Genomic DNA, 17,481 nt, shown 5'->3' on the forward strand with positions numbered 1-17,481 from the left:
GAAAGGTCTGCGTTGTGAGATCGCAAGGGCACACCGACGCCCGTTCCGTCCCGAGTTCCTGGCCGGCCGACGGCCGGCGGGCCCATCTGGCGGGTCTGGACGCCTCGTTGACCGTCCTCGCGGCGGACGCCGGGTTTCTGCGGCTGTTCGGCGGCACGGCGTCACAGATCTGCGGCCGGAGCATCTACGACCTGCTGCGCCTCAGCGCCTCCCCCGTCCTCACGGAGCACTTCAACCGGCTCGTCGACGGCTGCAGTTCGCGGTTCACCGAACGCGTGGTCGGCGTGGCCGGTCCGCACGCGGTCTTCTCCGCCGGGCTGACCGGCATCGCCGTACACAGCGAGGCCACCTCCGTGGCCTGTGCCGTCCTCCTCCGGCCGGACGAGGGTGCCCCGCTCCCCCGGGCAGAGGGCGCCCAGCGCCCGGGCAGGGAAGAAGTGCTGCCGCTGGGCGCCCGGATACTGGAAGGCGTTGCCGGCGGCGCTTCCACCGAGCAGCTCGCCGCGCGTCTCTACCTCAGCAGACAGGGCGTGGAATACCACGTGGGGCAGATGCTCCGGCAGCTCGGAGTGCCCAACCGCGCGGCTCTCGTGGCCCGTGCGCATTCCAAGGGCATGTTCGCGCCGGGTGTCTGGCCGCCGCGGATTCTCCCGGGATCCTTCAAGGAGTTCCGCCGGCGTGCACCGGCCGTCGTCGCGCAGAGCCGCTTCTCTCCGTAGCGGACACCGCAATGCGCCGGGCCGCCGGCCCCGCGCCTCCGTTTCCGTCCCGTCGCCGTGGACCTCGGCGGCCGAAGGCTCAGCGGTCACCGCGCGGGCCCGAAAGACGAATGCGCCCGCGGCCGGCCGCGAATCCCCGCCCGCGCGGCAGTTCTTGCCCGGCCTGGCACCGTGCACCTCCCGGTGCCCGAGCCGCACGGTTGCACCCGGACCGAGCCCGGTACGGCGAACCTCGATGGAGAAGAACACATGACCACGCAGACGTTGGATCTCGGCAGAACCGGCGCGGCGGAGACGAGAGAGGCCGTCGCGAAGCACCTGGAGAAGTTCCTCACCGAGAAAAGGGAGAAACCCGTACTGCCGCAGGCGGAACAACTGCCCGAGATCCTGGCCGAGTTCCTCACCGGAGGAAAACTCATCCGCCCCGTGCTCGCGGTGACCGGATGGGTGGCTGCGGGCGGAGAGCGGAACAGCGAACAGGCCGTGCAGGTCGCTGCGTCGCTGGAGATGTTCCACGCGTTCGCCCTGATCCACGACGACATCATGGATCGCAGTGAACTCCGCAGAGGCCGCCCCACCGCGCACCGGCGGCTTGCCGGCGATCAACATGGCTCTGGCGCCCGGCACTTCGGAGTCGGCGCGGCGATACTGCTGGGCGATCTCGCTTTCACGTGGTCGGACGAGATGCTGCACCGGGCAGACCTCACGCCGGTTCAGTTCGCATCGGTCTTCCCGGTCATCAGCGAAATGCGGAGCGAGGTGATGCTGGGCCAGTATCTCGATCTGCGCAGCACCGGCAAGCCGACGGACGACGTCGAGTCGACGCTGACGGTCAGCCGTTACAAGACCGCCAAGTACACGGTGGAGCGGCCGCTGCACATAGGCGCTGCCCTCGCGGGCGCGGGCCCCGAGACCATGGACGCCTTCACCGCGTATGCCATTCCGCTCGGTGAGGCCTTCCAGCTCCGCGACGATCTGCTCGGCGTCTACGGCGACGTCCAAACGACGGGGAAGTCCCATCTCGACGACCTGCGCGTGGGCAAGAACACCACGCTTGTCGCGCTCGCCCTGCGTGCCGCCGGCCCGAAGCAGGCCGCCCTGCTGCTCCAACTCGTCGGAAATCCTTACCTCGACGATGCGGGTGCGGAAGAAGTGCGGGAGATCTTCGCCGAAACAGGCGCCAGAGACGCCGTGGAAGAAATGATCGAAAACCGATACCGGGAATCCGTCGAAGCGCTGGACGGGGTGCCGTTCGCCCCTGAGGCGATCTGCGCCCTCCAGGATCTCGCCCGCAATGCCACAAGGAGGACGTCATGACCCCTGAGACCGTGACCCGCCATCCCGCGCCGCTCACGGACGGCGCTTCCCCGGGCACCGGAATGGCGCGGCGCCTGCCCGGATGTACGGACAGGTTCGCCTCGCTGTTCTCGCGGCACGTTGCCCACGAGGCACAGAAGGTGCCGATGTCGGACGCCGAACTGCGCGAGGTGATGGACATCTGCAACCGTGCGGTGGCACCGCTGGGGAAGGACGTCTCCGACAAGCGATGGATCTCGTACATGGACGTGGTCCGGTGGTCCCAGTCCGCCCGCCACATCAAGGACATGGAAGCGTTCAAAGCCGTTTGCGTGCTGAACTGCGTCACCTTCGTATGGGACGACATGGATCCCGCACTGCACCGATTCGACCTCTTTCTGCCCCAGTTGAGCGCGGTGTGCGAGCGCTACTACACCCCGCAGGACGCGGCGTTCGCCTATGAGGGCGCGCGCGCCTTCGTCACCAGCGACCACATGTTCCGCGACTCCCCCATCAAGAAGACGCTCTGCAGCACCTCTCCCGAGCAGTACTTCCGGTTCCGGGTCACCGACGTCGGCGTGGACTTCTGGATGAAGATGTCCTATCCGATCTACCGGCACCCTGAATTCACCGAGCACGCCAAGACGGGGCTCGCCGCACGGATGACCACACGCGGGCTGGCGATCGTCAACGACTTCTACTCCTACGAACGCGAGAGCGCGCTCGGCCAGAGCACCAACTGTTTCCAACTGTGCGACGTGGACGACGACAAGGACTTCGAGCACTTCTTCGAGGAGCGGCTGGAGGACATGGCGGAAGACATCGAATGCGTCAAGGCCTTCGATGACACCACTGCCGACATCCTCATGGACCTTCTCCGCGGCAACTTCGTGTGGACGACACGTGACCAGCGCTACAAGGCGGCCGTGAACGACGTCAACTCGTTCATCCGATAGGAGCCGGCCGATGCCGAACACGGTCTCTCCTCCGGCGGGCCGCACATGGCGGACCGGCAAGGCCCCAGGCGCCCTCCCTGGGCTGGGGCACGTCCTTCCGCTCTGGCGCGACCCGCTGGGCTTCCTTGCCTCGCTGCCCGCCCACGGCGACGTGGTCGAGGTCCGCATCGGTCCCGGCCGCGCCTACCTCGTCAACCATCCCGAGCTGGTCAGGCACGTCCTGCTTCATCCGCGGGTCTTCGACAAGGGCGGGATATTCGACAAGGCGCGGCAACTGCTCGGCAACAGCCTGTCCGTATCCCGCGGTGAGCAGCACCGGTACCAGCGCAGGCTCGTCCAGCCCGCCTTCCGCCCGGAGAAGATCGCCGAGTACACGCGTGCCGTCGCCGACGACACGAACTCGGCGATCGGCGAGTGGAGACCGGGCGAGGTCCGGAACATCAGCGACGAGATGCACGCGCTGCTGATGCGCGTTGCCGCGCGGACACTCTTCTCCGCCGGGCTGGACGACGCCACGATCGAAGAAGCCCGGCACTGCCTGCGAACCGTTTCCCTGGGGATCTACAAACGCGCCATGGCACCGCTGGGAGTCATGGAGAAACTGCCCACCCCGGCGAAGCGCGCCTACGACCACGCCAACACCAGGCTGCGCGAGATCGTCGCGACGATGATCGACACCCGGCGCCGGTCTCCCTCGGGCCGGCAGGATCTGGTGTCGACGCTTCTGCGTGCCGAGCACCCCGTGACCGGAGGGAGGCTCACGGACCGCGAACTGCTGGACCAGGTCGTCACGTTCCTGATCGCGGGCAGCGAGACCACGGCCTCGACGCTCGCCTTCGTCTTCCACCTCATGGGGACCTTCCCCGAGGTCGAGAAGCGGGTGCACACGGAGATCGACGCGGCTGTCGGGCGCCGCGCTCCGGCCTACGAGGATCTGCCGGCGCTCCCCTGCACACGCAACGTCATCACCGAGGCGCTGCGCCTGTACCCACCGTCCTGGATGGCGATGAGGGTGGCGGTCGAGGACGTGGAGCTCGGCGGCCTGCCGGTCCGGTCGGGAGCCATGGTCCTCTACAGCCCCTACGCCATGCACCGCGATCCGGCGCTGTTCCCCTCCCCGGAGACGTTCGACCCCGGGCGGTGGGAGGCGGACCGGGCCGCGCAGGTCCCCCGCGGCGCGCTGCTGCCCTTCGGCGCCGGCAGCCACAAGTGCATCGGCGACGTGCTGGCGCTCACCGAGACGACGCTCATCGTCGCGACCGTCGCGGCGGGCTGGAGGCTGCGCCCGGTGCCCGGAACACGGCTGCGCCCGGAACCGAGGGCGACGCTCGAAGCGGGCCCTCTGCCCATGGTCTGTGAACGGCGTTGACCGTCCGCCCGTACACGCTCCGCCCGCCTCACGTCACGTCCCGCCGGTTCGACCCCCGTCACCGCCGTACCCCCGAGGAGAGCTCCTGTGACCCAGTCCCTGCACGACTGTGAAGCCGTCGCCATCGACCCCGCCGGGGCCGACATTCCCGCGGAGGCGGCCCGGTTGCGGGCGCTCGGCGACCTGGTGCCCGTCGAACTGCCCGGCGGGATAAGGGCGTGGGCACCGACCCGCCACCACGTCCTCAAGTCCTTTCTGACCGACCCGCACGTCAGCAAGGACCCCCGTCTGCACTGGGACGTCTGGCGCAGCGGCTCGCTCCACGAGAATCCCGAGGCCCACTGGATCCACAACTGGGTCGGTGTGGAGAACATGCTCACGGCCTACGGGGAGGACCATTCGCGGCTCCGCAAGCTCATCGCACCGGCCTTCACCGCTCGCCGCACCGAGGCCCTGCGGCCGGCCGTCGAGCGGATCACCGCCGGCCTGCTCGACGCCCTGCGCGCCACACCGCCCGGCGGGGTCGCCGACCTGCGTGCGCAGTACGCCCTGCCCCTGCCGATGCGGGTGATCTGCGACCTCTTCGGCCTCGTGGAGGACGAACGCATGCAAGTGGCTGCGTTCGTCGAGGTCATGATGGACACCACCACCGCGCCGGAGATCGCCGGAAAGATGCTCGCCGGCGCGCGGGAAGCTCTCAGCCAGCTGATCGACCGCAAGCGCGCCGAACCCGGCGAGGACCTCACCTCGGCCCTCATCGCCGCTCACGACGGCCAGGACCACCTGAGCGAGAACGAACTCGTGGATACCCTCATCCTCCTCCTGGCCGCGGGACACGAGACGACGGTCAATCTGATCGGCAACGCCGTCGTCGCTCTCCTGCGCAATCCCGAGCAGCTCGCCGCCCTGCGCACCGGCGACGTGCCCTGGACCAATGCCGTGGAAGAGACCCTGCGCTGGGCCCCTTCCATCGCCAACCTGCCGCTGCGGTTCGCGGTGAGCGACATCAGCGTCGGCAACGTCACCATTCGGGCCGGCGAAGCGATTCTGGCCACGTTCGGCGCCGCCGGCTGGGACCCGGACTTCCACGGAGCGGACGCCCACCTCTTCGACGTCCGCCGCGCGCCCTCCGGACACCTGGCGTTCGGACACGGAGCACATCGCTGCGTGGGTGCGCCACTTGCCCGCGCCGAGGCGGTCATCGCGCTTCCGGCCCTCTTCGACGCCTTCCCCGCCATGCGCCTGGCGGAAGGGGAGTTCGAACCGGTGCCGTCCTTCGTCGCGCACGGGCACCGCAGCCTGAAGGTGCTCCTGCGCGGATAGGTGTGCTGTTCGGACACGTCGGTGACGGACGGCGGCCGCTCGCGGCACCGTCCGCCGCGGCTCGCCGGGCCGGTGCGGGGTGGCCACTGCGCACCGGCCACCGCCAGATTGCGGATTTGTCCGCATTCTGTAATACGCCCTCGTGTATCCCTTTTTGGGAGTGATACCCCGTCACATTGGTGCCCCTCGGCACTCGGCCGGGAATCCGATCGCACCGGCCGGCCAAGCGCGGCCGTGTGTGCATGACTTCGAGGAGACGACACATGTCTGCTTCCCGTCCGCTCCGCTTCGCGGCGACGCTCCTGGCCTCAGGCGCCCTTCTGGGCGCGGCGGCCCTGCCTGCGACGGCCTCCGACTTCCCGCGCGCGCCCCGCTCGGTCGTGAAGATCGGACAGGTGCAGTCCGACAGCCCCCGCTGGGGCCACCACTCCAACCGCAGCCTCAACGCGGAGTGGGTCGAGGTGCGCAACACCAGCCGGCACACGGTGAGGCTGAACGGCTGGACCCTCACCGACCGCGACGGGAACCGCTACCGCTTCCGCCACCTGTGGCTGCGGGGCCATGACTCGGTCCGGGTCCACACCGGCTTCGGCCGCGACAGCAGCCGGCACGTCTACCAGGGCCACCGCGCCCAGGTGTGGGACAACAACGACGCAGCCACCCTCCGCGACGCCCGCGGCCGCTGGATCGACACCAAGTCCTGGGGCCGCCACCACCGCCGCTGACCGGTAACGCCACTCGCTCTGCGCCCCACGGCCCGAATCCGGGCCGTGGGGCGCAGAGCTGTCTGTCGAGCGGGACGTCGACGTTCCGTTGACGGCGGGGGCGGGGCAACGATCCTGTGCAAAGGCGCGGTTGCCGGACGGACGATGCCAACTCGCCTGCCTGCCACAGTTGTTCGGCCTTCGAGTGATCACATGCGTGCCGTGGGAGCGCAGGCATGACCGCTCCGCGCGGCGCCGCCCCGTCCTTCCACACGCTCGGCTGCGCGGCGGCACAGCACACGCAACTGGCCCGCAGCCGCGAGGCGATGCCCCGTCCGCGGAAACCCGTGCGCCGGTCTCCGGCGACGCCAGAGTCTTCCGCCGCGCTGCCCGCCGTGGTTTCCTGTGGCCCCCCGCGCCTCACCAGGGCCTCCCCCGGCCATGCCGTCCCCACTGCGCGCCGCAATGCGAGCGCACACACCGCTCCCGCCGGAGATCGCGTGACTTCTGATCCCGCCCCCGCCGAACCCACACCCTCCGAACCGGCGCCGTCCCGGCCCGAGCCCGCCGCCCGTTCCCGCTCACGAGCCCTTGTCGTCGCCCTGTGCTGCGCGACGATCGTCATCGACGGCTACGACCTGATCGTCTACGGCACCGTCGTGCCCAGCCTTCTGGACGGTTCGGCCGAGTGGAAGCTGTCCGAGGCCGAGACGGGACGCATCGGAGCCTACGCGCTCGTCGGCATGCTCTTCGGCGCCATGCTGACCGGCACCGTCACCGACCTCGTGGGCCGCCGGCGCATCATGCTGGGCTGCATCACCTGGTTCACGGCCGCCATGGGGCTCGCCGCGATCGCGCCGACACCGGGCTTCTTCGGTGCGGCGAGGTTCCTCGCCGGCCTCGGGCTCGGCGGCGTCGTGCCCACCGCCATCGCGCTGACCATCGAGTACGCGCACCCGCGGCACCGCAGCCGCACCAACGGCCTGATGTTCTCCGGCTATTCCGTCGGCGGCATCCTGGCCGCGCTCACGGCCATCGTCGTGCTCCCGCAGCTGGGCTGGCGCGCGATGTTCTGGATCGGCGTCGCGCTGGGCGTCGCTCTCCTCCCGGTCGCATGGCGAATGCTGCCCGAGTCGGCGAGCTTCCTGCTCGCACGCGGCCGCAGGGAAGAGGCCGAGAGGCTGGCCCGCCGCTACCGTCTCGCCCTGGAGGAGCCGCCTGCGCACGCGGACAGCGCGCCTCGCGGACTGTCCACCCTGAAGGCGCTGTTCGTTCCCCGCTACGTGGCCGGCACGCTGCTGTTCTGGCTCGGAACCGGTGTCGGACTGCTGCTCGTGTACGGCCTCAACACATGGCTCGCCCAGATCATGCGGGAGGCCGGCTATCCGCTGGGGTCGGCGCTGGCCTTCCTGCTCGTGCTCAACCTGGGCGCCATCATCGGCACTCCGCTCTTCGGCGCGCTGGCCGACCGCGTCGGGTCGAAGCCCGTGACTGTGGGTATGTTCCTCGCCGCCGCGCTGTGCATCTTCCTGCTGAGCTTCGAACTGCCGGGCTTCGTGCTGTTCGTGCTGGTCGGCATCGCGGGTGCGTGCACGATCGGGACGACGATCCTGGTGAACGCCTACACGGCGAACTTCTACCCCGCCCACATGCGGGCCACCGGTCTCGGCTGGGCCCTCGGTGTGGGGCGGCTGGGCGCCGTTCTCGGGCCGATCTACGGTGCCTTCATCCTCGCCTCCGGGTGGGGGCTGGACGCGAACTTCTACGCGTTCGCGGCGCCGGCCGTGATCGGCGCGGTCGCCATGCTGCTGATACCCGCGCTGCGGAAGTGAAGCGGCTGTCAGCGCAGTTCAGCCGTCACGGGCCGCTTCGAGGCCCGGAGAGAACCGGAGAGGTCCGTGGCCCGGTGAGAGGGGAGAAGAGCTGGTGATCGTCGCGGAAGCCGTCGGCCGCACACTCGTCCGGCTCGGCGCCGAGCGGGCATTCGGGGTGGTGGGCAGCGGCAACTTCCACGTCACCGGCGCCATGGTCGCCGCTGGCGCCCGGTACGTGGCGGCGAGACACGAGAGCGGCGCGGCCGTCATGGCGGACGCCTACGCGAGAGTCTCGGGCGGGCTCGGTGTCGTCACGGTGCATCAGGGCTGCGGTCTGACCAACGCGCTGACCGGCATCACCGAAGCGGCAAAGAGCCGCACCCCGCTGGTCGTCCTGGCCGCCGACACCCCGGCAGCCGATCTGCGTTCCAACTTCCGCGTCGACCAGGACGCGTTGGCCCGCGCGGTGGGTGCGCGCCCGGAACGGGTGCACGGACCGGACACGGCCGTCGCCGACACGGTACGGGCCTGCCGACTGGCGGTCTCGGGGCGGCGCACGGTGGTGCTGAACCTCCCCGTCGATGTGCAGAGCCGGGAGGTTCCCCAGCCGCTGCCGGAACCCGAAGCGCCGCGGCTGCACCGCCCGGCTCCGGCGCAGGAGGCGGTGGCCGAACTCGCGGGGCTGCTCGCGCGGGCGCGGCGCCCCGTCTTCATCGCCGGCCGCGGTGCACTCCGCGGGCCCTGCTCAGAGGGACGGCCCGCCGCCGAGGCCTTGCGCGAACTCGGCGCCGCCACCGGTGCGTTGCTCGCCACCTCGGCCGTCGCGCGCGGTCTCTTCCACGGCGATCCGTGGTCCCTCGACGTCGCCGGCGGCTTCTCCTCGCCACTGGCGGCCGAGCTGATCTCAGGAGCCGACCTCGTCGTCGGCTGGGGATGCGCGCTGAACAAGTGGACGACGCGCCACGGTTCGCTGATCGCTGCGGACGCGTCCTTGGTGCAGGTCGACGTCGAGGCCGAGGCGATCGGAGCACACCGCCCCGTCGACCTCGGCGTCGTGGGCGATGCGGCAGCGACGGCCTCGGCGGTGACGGCGCTGTTCGCCGGAGGCGGCCGGCCGTCCACGCAGGACCCGGCGCCGGACGGCCCGCGGGGTTACCGCTCCCCCGAGGTGCGGGATCGCATCGAGCGCGAAATCGCCTGGCGGAGCGTCCCGTACGCGGACGATTCGGCGGGCGGCAGCATCGATCCGCGCACGCTGTCCATCCGCCTCGACGAACTGCTGCCGCGCGAGCGCGTACTCGCCGTCGATTCGGGCAACTTCATGGGCTACCCGGCCATGTTCCTCTCGGTGCCGGACGAGCGGGGCTTCTGCTTCACGCAGGCGTTCCAGTCGATCGGGCTCGGCCTGGCCACGGCGATCGGAGCGGCTCTTGCCAGGCCGGACCGCCTTCCGGTGGCCGCGCTCGGCGACGGCGGTGCGCTCATGGGTGTCTCGGAGCTGGAGACGGTCGTCAGGCTCGGCCTGCCCATGGCGGTCGTCGTCTACAACGACCGCGCGTACGGCGCCGAGGTGCACCACTTCGCCGGCGAGGGCACCGACCTGAGCACCGTGACCTTCCCCGACACCGACATCGCCGCGCTTGCCCGCGGCCTCGGCTTCACGGCGGTCACCGTGCGGGGCGAAGACGATCTGGAATCCGTCGCCGCGTGGGTGGACGGACCACGCAGCACGCCACTTCTCGTCGACGCCAAGATCACATCAGCGGAGGGCTCCTGGTGGCTGAAGGAGGCCTTCCGCGGGCACTGACCGGACGCCGACCGGCTGTCTCCCGTTGCGCCGACGGGACAGCCCCGGGCACCGGGCTCCGCGAGGCCGAATGCCCGCCCCTTCCGCCACTTGCCCCCGCCCCGCCTCAGCGCGAGTCAGTCCACGCGGCAGTCGGCCAGGTCGACGCGGGTCATCGCCTGCGGATAGCGGCGGGCGAAGTCGACGTAGACGTCCACCCCGTGGTCGATCCGGTCCTTCAGCCGGTCGTCGGGCAGTGGCTTCACGCGGCCGGGGACCCCCACCACCATCGACCGTTCGGGCACGCCGAGCCCTTCGGGTACGAGCGCCGCGGCGGCGACGACCGAACCGCCGCCGATGACGGCCCTGTTGAGCACCGCCGACATGGACCCGATCAGGCAGCGGCCGGCGACCGTGCATCCCTCCAGGTGCGCGTTGTGCCCGATGACGCACTCGTCCCCGATGACCGTGGGCCACTGCTTGGTGGTGTGGACGACGGTGCCGTCCTGGACGGATGTCCGCGCACCGACCTCGATCCTGCCGTGGTCGCCCCGCAGGACCGCCCCCGGCCAGACCGAGGACTCGGGGCCGAGGGTGACGTGTCCGATCAGCACCGCGTCGGGGTGGACGTAGGCCCCGGCGCCCACCTGCGGACGTACTCCGTCGAAGGCGTAGAGCGGCATGCGTCAGTCCCTTTCGGGGTCGAGGCCGTGGTAGACGTGCAGGGCGTTCTCCCCGAGCACCAGCGGCACCGTATCGTCGGCGAATCCCAGCCCGGCGACCGCCCGTGCGTTCACGGCGGTTCCGGGGACACCTGGCCAGTCGGTGCCGAAGATCCATTTGCGTGCAAGCCGGTTCAGGTCGTGGCGCGCGTAGTACGTCGTCAGGCGCTTGGGGGGCAGTCCGGACAGTTCGATCCACACGTTCTCGTGCGAGAGCGCGAGAAACGCCGCCGCGTCGTACCACCAGCCCCGGCCCCCGTGTGCGAGGACGACCTTGAGGCCGGGGAAGTGCCGCAGCACGGGGTAGAGCTGCGTGGGGTCCGCGTTCTCGTTCATCGACCCCGGGAAGGACGAGGTCCCGCAGTGCGTCACGAGCGGAACGTTCCGCTCGACGAGCACCGAGTACGCCGGGAAGAGCGCGGGATCGTCCAGGCGGAAACCCCCGTGCACGGGGTGCAGTTTGAGCGCGGCCGCTCCCCTGTCGAGCTGGCGCCGCAGCTCCCGGTCGACCGGGAAGTGCAGGTGCGGATTGACGTTCGCCACCGGACGGAAGCGCCGCGGGTTCTGCTCGACGATCGGCAGCAGGTCGTCGAAGCGCTGGTAGCCGGTGGCTTTCGGGCTGTACTCGCAGAACAGCAGCGCCACGTCGACGCCTTCGGCGGCGAACAGTCCGTCCAGCTTCGCCGGGTCCGGCCTGCCGTCGGCGTCCCAGACCAGTCCCAGCACTCCCTCGGGCCCGAAGTCGCGTGCCCACTGCGACCATGCGGGGGCGATGGAGGACAGCACGGGGACGTGGACATGGGCGTCGATGAGGAGATGACCGTCCAGCATCGTGTGGGGCTCCTGCCTAGTCGTTGCCCGGGTGCTTCGAGACGAGCGGGGTGTCGACGCCGATGTCGCCGGTCAGCCGTGAACCGCCGGGTGTTCCTATCGGCTCCTGGCGCCCCGGGAGCACCTGCGTGAAGAAGGTCTTGTTGTCCTCGATGAACTCCTGCTGTTCGTCCGGTACCCGGCGGTCCTGGGATATCGCCTCGACGGGGCACACGGGTTCGCAGGCACCGCAGTCGATGCATTCCTTGCCGTTGATGTAGAGCTTGCGCTCGCCGACGTAGATGCAGTCGACGGGGCACTCCTCGACGCAGGACTGGTCGGTGATGTCGATGCAGTCCGACATGATCACGTAGGGCATCGTGGTCTCCTCCTCAGGCCGCGGCCGCGGCGACGGGCGCCTCGTCGGTGCTGTGCCCGGGGAACAGCGAGGACTCGGGGTCGAGGTGCACCGCGGCGTTGTTGACCGCGGTGGCCACCTCGCCGAAGCCGACCGAGATCAGCCGCACCTTGCCCGGGTACTCCGCGATGTCCCCCGCCGCGTAGACGCCGGGCAGGTCCGTCGCCATTCTCGAATCCACCATGAGGTGGCGGTTGTCGTGCAGGTCGAAGCCCCACTCGCGCATCGGTCCGAGGTCGGCGAGGAAGCCGAGCGCGGCCACGACCCGCTGTGCGGGCAGCACGAAGGGCTCCTGGTTCCTGGGTGTCACCTCGACCTTCTCCATCGCTGCGGCGCCCTCGATGCGGGTGACCTGTGCGTCGGTGATCACCGTGGCGCCGCAGGAGCGCACCGCCTCGACGGTGGCGGCGTGCGCGCGGAACGCTGCCCGCCTGTGCACGAGGGTCACCGACCGGGCGACCGGCTTCAGCGCCAGTGCCCAGTCGCAGGCGCTGTCCCCGCCGCCGACCACGACGACGTCGGTGCCCGCGAAGTCGCCGAGCGACGGCACGAAGTACGACAGTCCCCGCCCGAGGAACTCCTCCCCGGCCGGCAGCGGCCGGGGCGTGAAGGTGCCGATGCCGCCGGTCACGACCACGGCACCGCAGTCGATCACCGTTCCGTCGGAGGCCGTCAGCCGGAACCGGCCCGGGCCCTCCCCGGACGCAACGCTCTCCAGCGAGCGGGCCTGCCGGCCGAGGAGGTACAACGGGCTGTAACGGTCCGCCTGTTCGACGAGGTTCCGGACGAGTTCCCGCCCCCGCACGCTGGGGAACCCGGCGATGTCGTAGATGGGCTTCTCCGGGTACATCGCCGTTACCTGGCCGCCCGGTTCGGGCAGTGAGTCCACCAGGGCGACGCGCAGCCCGCGGACGCCGGCGTAGTACGCGCCGTACAGGCCGACCGGTCCCGCTCCCACGAGCACGAGGTCCACCTCGTGGCGGCCGCCGGAGGGAATCCGCTCCCCACTGGTCATCTCTTCCTCCTGCATGGTGCTCGCGCTCAGCTGACGGCTTCGGGCTCGGCGGACGTCCGGGACGGACGTTGCGCGGGGGCGCCCTCCGCGCTGGCTGCGGTGCCGGCGTCGGCGGCCATCTGACGGATCTTGAAGCGCTGGAGTTTGCCGGTGGCGGTGCGCGGCAGCGCCTCCACGCACACCACGCGGCGGGGCGCCTTGAAGTGGGCGAGGCCGTCCCGGCAGAAGCCGATCAGGTCCTCGGGTGTCGCGGCGGCGCCCTTCGCGAGCACCACGTAACCCACCGGCTTGTCCAGGCCCTCACCGTCGGGTACACCGACGACGGCGGCCTCGACGACGTCCTCGTGTTCGGTCAGGCGGCTCTCGACCTCGCTCGGCGAGACCCAGATGCCGCCGGCCTTCAGCATGTCGTTGGACCGGCCCAGGCATGTGTAGCGGCCCTCGTCGTCCTGCACGTAGGTGTCTCCGGTGGCCAGCCAGTCGCCCTGGAAGACGTGGCGGCTGGTTTCGGTGCGGCACCAGTAACCCGTCGCGATCGACTGGCCCTTGACGTACAGCGAACCCGGCTCGCCCGGCGGGCGCACGGTGCCTTCCTCGTCGCGTATCTGCAACTCGTAGCCGGGGACGGGGAAACCGCTCGTGCCGGGGCCGATGTCGTCGGGCCGGTTCGACAGGAAGATGTGCAGGGCCTCGGTGGAACCCAGACCGTCGATGATCTTCACGCCGAAGTGATCCTGCCAGCGGCGCAGCAGCGGCGCGGGCAGCGCCTCACCCGCCGAGACGGCCAGCCGCACCGACGACATCGACTCGCCGGGCAGTTCCGCGGAGAGCATCGCCGCGTAGAACGTGGGCACGCCGAAGAACAGGGTGGGCCGGTCCGCACGCACCCGCTCCGCGACCACCGCCGGAGTGGGACGGCGCGGCTCCAGCACGGTCGTGGCACCGGCCGAAAGGGGAAAGAACGCCGAATTGCCGATGCCGTAGGCGAAGAAGAGCTTCGCGACCGACAGGCAGCGGTCGTCGGCACGGATTCCCAGCACCTGCTGCCCGTACGTCTCGCACACGTGCCGGATGTTGGCGTGCCGGTGCATGGCGGCCTTCGGCAGGCCGGTCGTTCCGGAGGTGTAGAGCCACAGCGCCGGTGTGTCCTCGACCGTGCGGGCGACGGCGCCGTCCTCCGGCGCGAGACCGCCGGTGAACTCGGCCCACGAGAGGCGGACCACACGCTGCGGCACCTGCGGTCCGGCGTCGCCCACCACGACCAGGTGACTCACGTCGGGTGACGCCAGCACCGCCTCGCCGCACGCGTCGGCGAACTCCGGTGTGCACACGAGGACCCGTGCGCCGCAGTCGGCGAGGATCGCGCCGAGCTCCTTGCCGGTCAGCATCGTGCTGACGGGCACGGCGACCAGCCCGGCGCGGAACGCGCCCAGGATGGCCGTCAGCAGCTCCGGGGTGTCGGACATGCAGCACATCACGCGCTCGTCGCGGTGCATGCCGAGACGCAGCAGCGCGGCGGCCACGCGGGCGGTGTCGCCCGCCAGTTGTGCGTAGCTGATGTCCTCTCCCTCGTGGCGGACCGCGGTGTGGTGGCCCCGGCCGCGCTCGAGGTGCCGGTCGACCAGATAGGTGGCCGCGTTGAAGGACTGTGACGGCGTGGACATGGCGATGCGCCTCCCTCTTCCTCGGCTCCGCGGTCCCGTCAGACGCGCTTGACGTCGAAGTCGGCCCGCTTGCCGGTGCCGAAGCGGCGCAACGCGCCCTCGGCGCCGGAGGCGTTGGGACGGTTGAAGATCCAGTTCTGCCAGGCGGTCAGCCGCCCGAAGATCTTGGTCTCCATCGACTCGGGGCCCACGAAGCGGTGGTTGGCCTCCATGCCCGTCAGGGCGTCCGGGGAGAGCGACGCGCGCTCCTCCAGCACGATGCGCAGCTCGTCCTCGTAGTCGATGTCGTCGAGTGCCATGGTGACGAGGCCCAGCCCGGCCGCGTCGTCCGCGGTGAGCGGGGTCCCCGTGCGCGCGAGCGCCGCTTCGAGGTCCTCGTCGGACGCGTAGAACCGCGACTGGAGCCGGGTCAGCCCGTTGCCCATCGGGTACGCGCCCTGGTTGGCCCGGCCGATGACCAGGGCCGCCGGCTCGGCGTCGGGGTCGACGTCCTCGAACACCCCGGCCAGCATGTACTGCCGGTCGCAGGCCAGCGCGAGTTCCAGCAGTGTCCCCGCGAAGCAGCTGCCCGGCTCGATCATCGCGACGAGGCTGCGGCTGGTGACGTCCAGGCGTTTGAAGGTGCGCTTGAGGTAGTGCCGCACCTCGTTGACGAACCAGTCGCCGGCCAGTGAGTCCAGCTGCTCGTCGTGGGCCAGCACGGCGTCGGCGTCTCCGGCCGTGCGGAACACCCAGGTGCCGAGCTCGAGTTCGTTGGTGCGCAGCCGCAAGATCAGGTCGTCGAGTTCGCGGGCGAGCGCGAGCGGCCAGTAGTCCGCGCCCTGCTCACGTGCGGCCGACGCGTCCGCCGGCGGGGCTCCGGCGGGCGCCTCGACGGTGATCTCGACGCGGCGCCGGTCGCGCAGCAGCCGTGCCCTGACGTGCGGATAGGTGATCGAGTCGCTCGTCTCCGTGCGGTCCAGCGGCGTCAGTCGGACGCCCTGTCCCTGCGACGGGCGGTGCGAGCGCTTCGCCGCTTCCCTGGCCCGCGACGTCACCTCCTCGTCGAACCGGCCACGCGGCACGGCGGCGTCGACCAGTTTCCACTCCACGGCTGTGGCGCCCTTGAAACCTTCGGACTTGGTGGCGAAGACGTCGGCCCGGTCCTTGCGGACGTGCCGCTTGTCGACCACCCGGGTCAGGCCGCCGGTGCCGGGCAGCACACCCAGCAGCGGCACCTCCGGCAGGGCGACGGCGGACGAGCCGTCGTCGACGAGCACGATCTGGTCGCAGGCCAGGGCGATCTCGTAACCGCCGCCGGCGGAGGTGCCGTTGACCGCGGCGATGTAGGTCTGCCCGGAGTGCTCCGTGGCGTCCTCGAAGCCGTTGCGGGTCTCGTTGGTGAACTTGCAGAAGTTCACCTTCCAGGCGTGCGTGGACCGGGCGAGCATCTTGATGTTCGCGCCGGCGCAGAACATCCGCTCCAGCCCTCCGGTGATGACCACGGACTTGACCTGCGGGTGCTCGAACCGCAGCCGCTGCACGGCGTCGTAGAGCTCGATGTCGACGCCGAGGTCGTAGGAGTTGCTCTTCAGCTCGTAGCCGGGGACGATCCCGCCCTCCTGGTCCACCAGCAGTGTGAGCGTCGCGATCTCGCCGTCGGTCTCGAGCTTCCAGTGCCGGTACCTCTCGGGCGAGGTGTCGAACGAGACCGTGGGCGCGGCGTGTTGAACCGGAGCCGCCTCGACGTCCGCGACGCCCGGTTCGGTGGCGGACGGCTGGGTGCTGGATTCGACCGCGGCGGTCATCGAACTCCTCCAAACGATCGGGTCAGTAGAGCTATGACTCTACAATGACGTGTCGAGTCGTCAATAGTGCGTAGCATGTTTTTCCGTCGGTGCGGTCCGGCGCGCCTCCCGGCCGCACTAGAATCCGGATGATCCCGACCGGCCCCTTCGAAAGGACTTCACGCCGTGGCCGCTGCCGGCAGCACCGCAGAGAGCCCATCGCGCACGGGGCGCGCCTGGCCCGGCTCCACGAGCGCGCGCTCCTTGCTGCTGACCGTGCTCGGAGAATTCGTGCTGCCCAGCCACGAGCCGGTGTGGACGGGCGCACTCCTGCGGGCACTGGAGGCCCTCGGCGTCGAGGAGAAGGCGGCCCGGCAGGCGCTGGCCCGCTCCTCCACCGAGGGACTGCTGGCCGCGGACCGGGTCGGGCGTCGCACCCGCTGGAGCCTGACCGCGCACGGTCAGCAGCTGCTGGAGGAAGGCACCGAACGGATCTACTCGTTCATGCGGCACACCCGCCGCTGGGACGGCCGGTGGCTGGTGCTCGCCGTGACGGTGCCCGAGACGCAGCGCCGGCTGCGGCACAAGCTGCGCACCCGGCTCACCTGGGCCGGCATGGGATCCCCCGCACACGGCCTGTGGGTGGTGCCCGACGCGGGGCGCGCGGAGGAGGTCAAGGGCATCGTGCGGGAGCTCGGCATCGAGCACAGCACCATGTCCTGGACGGGCCCCTCGGCGGGCATCGGCGACCCGCAGGATGTCGTGGCAGCCGCGTGGCCACTCGACAAGATCGAGTCGGCCTACGGCGAATTCGTCGAACAATTCGGCAGCCTGGACGTGAGCGGCCGGCAAGAGGCATTCGTCGCCCAGGTGCAACTGGTCCACGCCTGGCGGCACTTCCCCGCACTGGACCCGGCCCTTCCCGCGGAGCTGCTCGACCACGACTGGCCCGGCCCCGACGCCGCCACGCTCTTCCACCGCCGCCACGAGCGCTGGCACCGCCGCGCTCAGGCGTACTGGGAGCACCTGTGCGCCGGAGCGGACGACCGCACCTGACACGCGGAGGGCGTCCGGCCCGCCTGCGGACCGGACGCCCTCCGGCAGCGCGGAAGCGTTGCC

General features: G+C 70.5%; 15 protein-coding genes. 9 read left to right on the forward strand and 6 right to left on the reverse strand.

What is annotated here, in order from left to right; all coding sequences use genetic code 11:
• Positions 1 to 14 precede the first annotated feature (14 nt).
• The 8 genes from EV375_RS25010 to EV375_RS25045 all read left to right on the forward strand — a co-directional run bounded on the left by EV375_RS25010 (position 15) and on the right by EV375_RS25045 (position 9,988).
• Positions 15 to 719 (forward strand): LuxR C-terminal-related transcriptional regulator, encoded by a 705-nt coding sequence (locus EV375_RS25010; protein WP_486588793.1) that lies wholly within the window; start codon positions 15 to 17, stop codon positions 717 to 719.
• Positions 720 to 968: 249 nt separating this feature from the next.
• Positions 969 to 2,036 carry a polyprenyl synthetase family protein gene (locus EV375_RS25015; RefSeq protein WP_130302217.1) on the forward strand — a complete coding sequence of 356 codons (1,068 nt, stop codon included), beginning with the start codon at positions 969 to 971 and terminating at the stop codon, positions 2,034 to 2,036.
• Complete coding sequence (locus EV375_RS25020) at positions 2,033 to 2,971, forward strand: terpene synthase family protein (protein WP_486588794.1); 939 nt, start codon at positions 2,033 to 2,035, stop codon at positions 2,969 to 2,971. The genes EV375_RS25015 and EV375_RS25020 overlap by 4 nt, the downstream gene beginning before the upstream one ends.
• Positions 2,972 to 2,981: 10 nt before the next feature.
• A complete protein-coding gene (locus EV375_RS25025; protein WP_130302218.1) occupies positions 2,982 to 4,340 on the forward strand; it encodes a cytochrome P450 in 1,359 nt (452 codons plus the stop codon).
• Positions 4,341 to 4,427: 87 nt separating this feature from the next.
• A complete protein-coding gene (locus EV375_RS25030; protein ID WP_486588795.1) occupies positions 4,428 to 5,663 on the forward strand; it encodes a cytochrome P450 family protein in 1,236 nt (411 codons plus the stop codon).
• A gap of 263 nt (positions 5,664 to 5,926) precedes the next feature.
• Complete coding sequence (locus EV375_RS25035) at positions 5,927 to 6,388, forward strand: lamin tail domain-containing protein (protein WP_130302219.1); 462 nt, start codon at positions 5,927 to 5,929, stop codon at positions 6,386 to 6,388.
• A 479-nt stretch (positions 6,389 to 6,867) separates the two neighbouring features.
• A complete protein-coding gene (locus tag EV375_RS25040) occupies positions 6,868 to 8,199 on the forward strand; it encodes an MFS transporter (protein WP_130302220.1) in 1,332 nt (443 codons plus the stop codon).
• 94 nt (positions 8,200 to 8,293) lie between these two features.
• Entirely contained in the window at positions 8,294 to 9,988 is a 1,695-nt protein-coding gene (locus EV375_RS25045) for a thiamine pyrophosphate-binding protein (protein WP_130302221.1), read from the forward strand.
• 116 nt (positions 9,989 to 10,104) lie between these two features.
• On the opposite strand, the gene EV375_RS25050 is transcribed toward EV375_RS25045, so the two are convergent.
• From EV375_RS25050 to boxC, 6 genes are read right to left on the reverse strand one after another with little or no spacing between them, the layout of a single operon-like run.
• Positions 10,105 to 10,650 carry a gamma carbonic anhydrase family protein gene (locus EV375_RS25050; RefSeq protein WP_130302222.1) on the reverse strand — a complete coding sequence of 182 codons (546 nt, stop codon included), beginning with the start codon at positions 10,648 to 10,650 and terminating at the stop codon, positions 10,105 to 10,107.
• Between the two features lie 3 nt (positions 10,651 to 10,653).
• A complete protein-coding gene (locus tag EV375_RS25055) occupies positions 10,654 to 11,520 on the reverse strand; it encodes an amidohydrolase family protein (RefSeq protein WP_130302223.1) in 867 nt (288 codons plus the stop codon).
• A 16-nt stretch (positions 11,521 to 11,536) separates the two neighbouring features.
• Entirely contained in the window at positions 11,537 to 11,878 is a 342-nt protein-coding gene (gene fdxA / locus EV375_RS25060; protein ID WP_130302224.1) for a ferredoxin, read from the reverse strand.
• A 13-nt stretch (positions 11,879 to 11,891) separates the two neighbouring features.
• Positions 11,892 to 12,932 (reverse strand): NAD(P)/FAD-dependent oxidoreductase, encoded by a 1,041-nt coding sequence (locus EV375_RS25065; protein WP_130302225.1) that lies wholly within the window; start codon positions 12,930 to 12,932, stop codon positions 11,892 to 11,894.
• A 26-nt stretch (positions 12,933 to 12,958) separates the two neighbouring features.
• Complete coding sequence (locus EV375_RS25070; protein ID WP_130302226.1) at positions 12,959 to 14,596, reverse strand: benzoate-CoA ligase family protein; 1,638 nt, start codon at positions 14,594 to 14,596, stop codon at positions 12,959 to 12,961.
• Between the two features lie 38 nt (positions 14,597 to 14,634).
• Positions 14,635 to 16,383, reverse strand: a complete 1,749-nt coding sequence (gene boxC, locus EV375_RS25075) for a 2,3-epoxybenzoyl-CoA dihydrolase (RefSeq protein WP_130302227.1) — start codon at positions 16,381 to 16,383, stop codon at positions 14,635 to 14,637.
• Between the two features lie 165 nt (positions 16,384 to 16,548).
• On the opposite strand from boxC, the gene EV375_RS25080 reads away from it, so the two are divergent.
• Positions 16,549 to 17,418 (forward strand): PaaX family transcriptional regulator C-terminal domain-containing protein, encoded by an 870-nt coding sequence (locus tag EV375_RS25080; RefSeq protein ID WP_130302228.1) that lies wholly within the window; start codon positions 16,549 to 16,551, stop codon positions 17,416 to 17,418.
• Positions 17,419 to 17,481: the final 63 nt, after the last annotated feature.

This window comes from Streptomyces sp. CNZ301 (assembly GCF_004217425.1).

Coding starts and splice junctions, on each gene's coding strand:
- EV375_RS25015 (WP_130302217.1), top strand. CDS start 969: ATGACCACGCAGACGTTGGATCTCGGCAGAACCGGCGCGGCGGAGACG.
- EV375_RS25020 (WP_486588794.1), top strand. CDS start 2,033: ATGACCCCTGAGACCGTGACCCGCCATCCCGCGCCGCTCACGGACGGC.
- EV375_RS25025 (WP_130302218.1), top strand. CDS start 2,982: ATGCCGAACACGGTCTCTCCTCCGGCGGGCCGCACATGGCGGACCGGC.
- EV375_RS25035 (WP_130302219.1), top strand. CDS start 5,927: ATGTCTGCTTCCCGTCCGCTCCGCTTCGCGGCGACGCTCCTGGCCTCA.
- EV375_RS25050 (WP_130302222.1), bottom strand. CDS start 10,650: ATGCCGCTCTACGCCTTCGACGGAGTACGTCCGCAGGTGGGCGCCGGG.
- EV375_RS25055 (WP_130302223.1), bottom strand. CDS start 11,520: ATGCTGGACGGTCATCTCCTCATCGACGCCCATGTCCACGTCCCCGTG.
- fdxA (WP_130302224.1), bottom strand. CDS start 11,878: ATGCCCTACGTGATCATGTCGGACTGCATCGACATCACCGACCAGTCC.
- EV375_RS25065 (WP_130302225.1), bottom strand. CDS start 12,932: ATGACCAGTGGGGAGCGGATTCCCTCCGGCGGCCGCCACGAGGTGGAC.
- EV375_RS25070 (WP_130302226.1), bottom strand. CDS start 14,596: ATGTCCACGCCGTCACAGTCCTTCAACGCGGCCACCTATCTGGTCGAC.
- boxC (WP_130302227.1), bottom strand. CDS start 16,383: ATGACCGCCGCGGTCGAATCCAGCACCCAGCCGTCCGCCACCGAACCG.